General features: G+C 73.2%; 3 protein-coding genes and 1 pseudogene. 1 reads left to right on the forward strand and 3 read right to left on the reverse strand.

Annotation, left to right across the window (positions count from 1 at the left end; all coding sequences use genetic code 11):
• Positions 1–442, forward strand: a pseudogene (locus GT030_RS28230) (hypothetical protein); the annotation flags it as partial.
• Positions 443–449: 7 nt separating this feature from the next.
• Here the strand turns inward: GT030_RS28230 and GT030_RS28235 are convergent.
• The 3 genes from GT030_RS28235 to GT030_RS28245 form a co-directional block, all read right to left on the reverse strand.
• Positions 450–2108, reverse strand: coding sequence for a glycosyltransferase family 2 protein (locus GT030_RS28235; protein WP_161203508.1), 1659 nt, complete (start codon positions 2106–2108; stop codon positions 450–452).
• On the reverse strand, positions 2105–4303 hold the full coding sequence (locus GT030_RS28240; RefSeq protein WP_161203509.1) for a CDP-glycerol glycerophosphotransferase family protein: 2199 nt from the start codon (positions 4301–4303) through the stop codon (positions 2105–2107). The genes GT030_RS28235 and GT030_RS28240 overlap by 4 nt, the downstream gene beginning before the upstream one ends.
• 104 nt (positions 4304–4407) lie before the next feature.
• A partial coding sequence (locus GT030_RS28245; RefSeq protein WP_161203510.1) for an ABC transporter ATP-binding protein occupies positions 4408–4975 on the reverse strand: 568 nt, incomplete at its 5' end.

Here is a 4975-nt window from a genome sequence, read left to right on the forward strand (position 1 = left end):
GGCCTGCCTGCTCGGGGCCGCCCTCGCCGTGGGCGCCTGGGGCCAGGCGGGGATGCTCGGTTACGTGGTCCCGCGTGACGCGCTGCCCGCCCCGGTCGCCGCCAAGTACCGCCCGCCGTGGGTCGGTTACCACTGGATCACGCCCTGGGTCGGCTACGGGCAGGTGGTGATGGCCCGTACGGTGCCGTCCCGGCAGATCCCCGCGTACGGCCCGTACACCGTGGCGCCCGGCTACCCGGACGTGTTCCTGCCGGACCAGGGCGGCCGGGACGCGGCGGTGGAGCGGTACTTCGACGCCGGCACCTCCTCCGAGGTCCGGCGGGCCATAGCGCGCCGGTACGGGGTGCGCTGGGTGATCGGGCCGGCCGCCGACGCCGAGCCGTGGCTGCGCCCGGTGACGACCGGGCCGGCCGGACAGGTGCTCTACGCGGTGCGCGACTGAGCGGAGTTCACTTCAGCGCGCTCGTCACCAGCCGGAACGCGTTGCGCACCCGCGGCCGGTCGATCTTGCGCACCACCGGCCGCAGCACCCGGGCCGTGACCCCCACCGGCTGCCAGCGGATCTGCAGCCGGCCGGGGTTGCGGCCCTCGGGCTCGACGGTGATCCGGTGTGCCGCGCCGCCCGACTCCACCCGTGCGCTCAGCGCCGGGAAGGCGAGCGGTGCCAGCAGCAGCCCCGAGTGCGCGAGGCCCTGCTGCTGGAGCCTGACCTGCGGATGCCGGACCCCCTCGAAGCCCTGGAGGGGGAGCCGGGCCCGGGTCAGGTCCAGCTGGACCCGGCCCTCGAACACGCCGGGCCGCACCGGGTCCAGCCGGAACGGCACCGTGAGCCGTCGCCGGCCGGGGGAGAGCAGCAGCCCGGCCCGCTGCGGGCCCACCGGCAGCCGCAGTCCGGGGTCGTAGGTGCGCACCGTCAGGGTCAGCGCGGCGCCGGGGCCGGGCCGCAGGTCGGTGATCTCGTGCCGGAAGAAGGCGGTGGAGAAGGGGCGGGTCTCCAGCTCCAGGTCGGTCAGGTCCAGTTCCCGGCGCGCCCGCTCGGTCGTGGGCACCGAGCCGCCCCAGTAGGGCGCGCCGTCGGCGCCGGCGGTGACCTCGCGCGGCGCCACCGGGTGCCCGAGACCCCGCGCGGCGAGCCGGACCCCGTCGAGGTCGCCCTCGCGCAGCAGCTCCAGCACCACCCGCTCCGGGCGGGGCAGCCGGGCGTAGGCGCCCTCGGCCAGGGTGTCCAGGTACGGGTTCATGATCTCGGCGAACTCCGCCAGCCAGGCGTCGTCCCGGTAGGGCAGGTCGCCCGCGTACATCCGGAAGTCGTGCTTGAGGAACTTGAAGTCCTTGTCCTCGCGCAGCCCGGCCTGCCCGTTCTCCACCAGGAAGGCGTCGATCAGGCGCTGCACGTGCACCCGGTCGGCGACGTTGGAGATCTTGTGCCGCTGGTTGGAGATGGAGGCGCTGGACTCGGCCGCGTACGGCTCGATGTACCAGGTGTAGACCGGGTCCGGGATGATGGTGAACGCCCGCGCGAGCCCGTACGCCTGGGCCGAGAAGAGCTGGTCCTCGTAGTGGATGCCCTCGGGGAAGCGCAGGTGGTGGCGGTCGAGGAAGGCGCGGGCGTACATCTTGCTGGTCGAGAGGTGCTCGAAGAGCAGCCGGGGGTCGGCCCCGATGCCGTCCAGGGTGCGGCGCTCGCGGACCAGGTGCGGCATCCAGGTGGTGCGGCGGCCGTTGTCCACCCGGACCCGGCGCACCGCGCCCATGGTGAAGTCGACCTCGCGCTCCCGGTGCGCGGCGAGCAGCAACTCGACGGCGCGCGGCGGGAGTTCGTCGTCACTGTCGAGGAACATCAGGTACGGGGCGCGGGCGATGTCGATGGCCCGGTTGCGGGGGGCGCTGCACCCGCCGCTGTTCTCCGGCAGGCGCAGGTAGCGCACCCGGCTGTCCTCGGCGGCCAGCCGCCGGGCCACCTCGGGGGTGTCGTCGGTGGAGTGGTCGTCGCTGATGACGATCTCGATGTTCTCGTGGGTCTGCGCGCGCAGGGAGGCGACCGCGCGGGGCAGCCGGGCCGCGTCGTTGTAGACGATGACGGTGACCGTGACGTCGGGGGTCGTCATCCTTGGAGCTCCTCGGGCGTCGGGGCGGGGGAACGTTCCTCCAGCGGAAGCACGGGCGGCAGCGCCTCCTCGGGTTCACCGAGGAACACTCGCCGCACGACCCGTTCGGCGGCCCGGCCGTCGTCGAACTCGCAGAACCGGCGCCGGAACGCCGTGCGGGCCTTCGCCGCCGTCTCGTCGCGCCAGGCGCCCGAGGTGAGGATCTCGGTCAGCTCCTCCTGGGTGCGGGCGACCCGGCCGGGGGCCTCGGCCATCAGGTCGAAGTAGACCCCGCGCGTGGTGCGGTAGGTCTCCCAGTCGTCGGCGTGCACGACGATCGGGCGGTCCAGGTTGGCGTAGTCGAACATGATCGACGAGTAGTCCGTCACCAGCACGTCGGCGGCCAGGCAGAGTTCCTCGACCGGGTCGTAGGTGGAGACGTCGATGATGCGGCCGGTGCGGCGCAGCCCGGTCAGCGGGGAGGCCGCGCCGCCACCGTAGAAGTAGTGGGCGCGCACCAGCAGCACGGTGTCCTCGCCCAGCCGGTCGGCGAGGGTGGCGAGGTCCAGGCGCGGGGTGAACCCGGCCTCGTAGTCGCGGTGCGTGGGCGCGTAGAGCACGGCGGTGCGGCCGGGCGGGATGCCGAGGCGCTCGCGGGCGGCGCGCACGTCGGCGGCGGTGGCGGTGTAGAAGACGTCGTTGCGCGGATAGCCGTGATCCAGCGAGGTGTAGCGGGCCGGGTAGGCGCGCTCCCACATCCGGGTGGAGTGGCTGTTGGCGCTGACGCTGTAGTCCCACTTGTCGATCCGGGACAGCAGCGCGGCGAAGTCGAGTCCCTGGGCCGCCGCCGGGTGCTCCCGCTGGTCCAGGCCCATGCGCTTGAGCGGGGTGCCGTGGTGGGTCTGGAGGTGGACGGCGCCGGGGCGCTTGACCACCGCGTTGGGGAAGTTGACGTTGTTGACCAGGTACTTGGCGGTCGCCAGCGTCTCCCAGTAGCGCCGGGTGCCGGGGATGACGTGGTCGGTGCCGTGGGGGAGGAGGGCCGCGTTCTCCCCGGTCACCACCCACACCGGGTGGATGTGCGGGGCGAGTTCGGCCAGCTTGGCGGCGATGGCGGCCGGGTTGCAGGCCACCCCCCGGTCCCAGTAGGCCGCGAACACGGCCAGGTCCGGATCGAGCGGGCGGGTGAGCGCCCGGCGGTACTGCTGTTCGCGCAGCCGCACCCCGAACCGCCGCTTGCGGGCGCGGACCGCCTTGCGGGCCGAGCGCCGGGTGCGGTTGGCGGTCTGCAGCGCCCGGTACCTGGTGTACGCGCCCTCCTCCAGCAGCGCGTGCCGTACGCCCTCCAGGCCCGCCGGGCGCTGGTGGCCCTCGGGGCGCCAGCGGACGGCGGCGGCCGAGCCGCGGCGGAAGAACTCGCGGGCCACCGGCTCCGGCATGCCCTCGCGGGCGAAGACCCGCACCAGATCGCGGACCATCAGCCCGTACAGCACCGCCCGCACCGGGGGACGGTCCTCGGTGAGGGCGAGCAGGCGCTCGTGGCGGTTGATCAGGGCGTAGCGGTCCTCGGGGGTGCGCGGGGGCAGGCTCTCCCGGCGCAGCCTGCGGTCCTCGTACGCCGTCTGGTCGAGGCAGGCCACGTGGCCGGCGCGGAGCAGGGCGGCCTGGGCGACGAAGTTCTCGTCGCCGCCGGAGAACTCCTCCTCGTGCTCCCGCCAGAACGCGGTGCGCAGCGCGCGGGTGCCGAGCAGCGGGGTGAGGCGGAGCAGGTCGGGCGAGTCGTCCAGGGCGACGGCGGCGCGGCCGGCCCCGGCGAGCAGGCGGCCGTCGCGGGAGGGGACGGCGGTGGTCCGCCAGGTGGTGGTGACGTGGTCCAGCAGGACGACGTCGGTGCGCTCGTCCAGTTCCGCCGTGCGCTCGGCCAGCAGTCGGGGGGCTCCGGCGGGCAGCCCGTCCTTGGCGTGCACGAAGTGCAGCCAGCGGCCGGAGGCCCGCGCGGCCCCCGCCGACCGGGCCTCGGCGTCCGGCGTGCCCTCGGGCAGCGGCACGGTGACCGTCTCGGGTGCGTGGCCCTCCGCCGTCTCCCGCGCCCAGTCGCCGACCGCCGCGACGATCACCTCGGTGTCCGGGAGCGGATGGGCGTCGAGGGAGTCGAGGAGTTCGGCCAGATGCCCCTGCGTGTTGGGCCCGTAGACGATGACGCTGAGTTGGGGCATCTGGAGGGGCTCCTTCGGCTCTTCGTCCGGGCGGTCACCTTTCATAACATACTGTCATTACATGACTGAAAGGGATATCCACGCGTGAAGCGGAAGCCCCTTGGCTACTTCTTCTTCCGGTCGCCCGTGAACGCCTCGTACTCCTTGAGCACGTCCTCGGTGGCGCCGTCCATGCGCAGCTCGCCGCGCTCCAGCCAGAGCACCCGCTCGCAGGTGTCGCGGATGGAGTTGTTGTTGTGGCTGACCAGGAAGACCGTGCCGGCGTGCTTGCGCAGCTCACGGATGCGGGCCTCGGAGCGCTTCTGGAAGGAGCGGTCGCCGGTGGCCAGCGCCTCGTCGATCAGCAGCACGTCGTGGTCCTTGGCGGCGGCGATGGAGAAGCGGAGCCGGGCCGCCATGCCCGAGGAGTAGGTGCGCATCGGCAGGGTGATGAAGTCGCCCTTCTCGTTGATCCCGGAGAAGTCGACGATGTCCTGGTAGCGCTCCTTGATCTGCTCGCGGGACATCCCCATGGCGAGGCCGCCGAGGTGCACGTTGCGCTCGCCGGTCAGGTCGCTCATCAGGGCCGCGTTGACGCCCAGCAGGGAGGGCTGGCCGTCGGTGTAGATGTGGCCGTTCTCCACCGGGAGCAGACCGGCCACCGCCTTGAGCAGGGTGGACTTGCCGGAGCCG

It is taken from the genome of Streptomyces sp. SID1328 (assembly GCF_009865595.1).
Taxonomy (GTDB): Bacteria; Actinomycetota; Actinomycetes; order Streptomycetales; family Streptomycetaceae; genus Streptomyces; species Streptomyces griseoluteus.

Coding starts and splice junctions, on each gene's coding strand:
- GT030_RS28240 (WP_161203509.1), bottom strand. CDS start 4,303: ATGCCCCAACTCAGCGTCATCGTCTACGGGCCCAACACGCAGGGGCAT.
- GT030_RS28235 (WP_161203508.1), bottom strand. CDS start 2,108: ATGACGACCCCCGACGTCACGGTCACCGTCATCGTCTACAACGACGCG.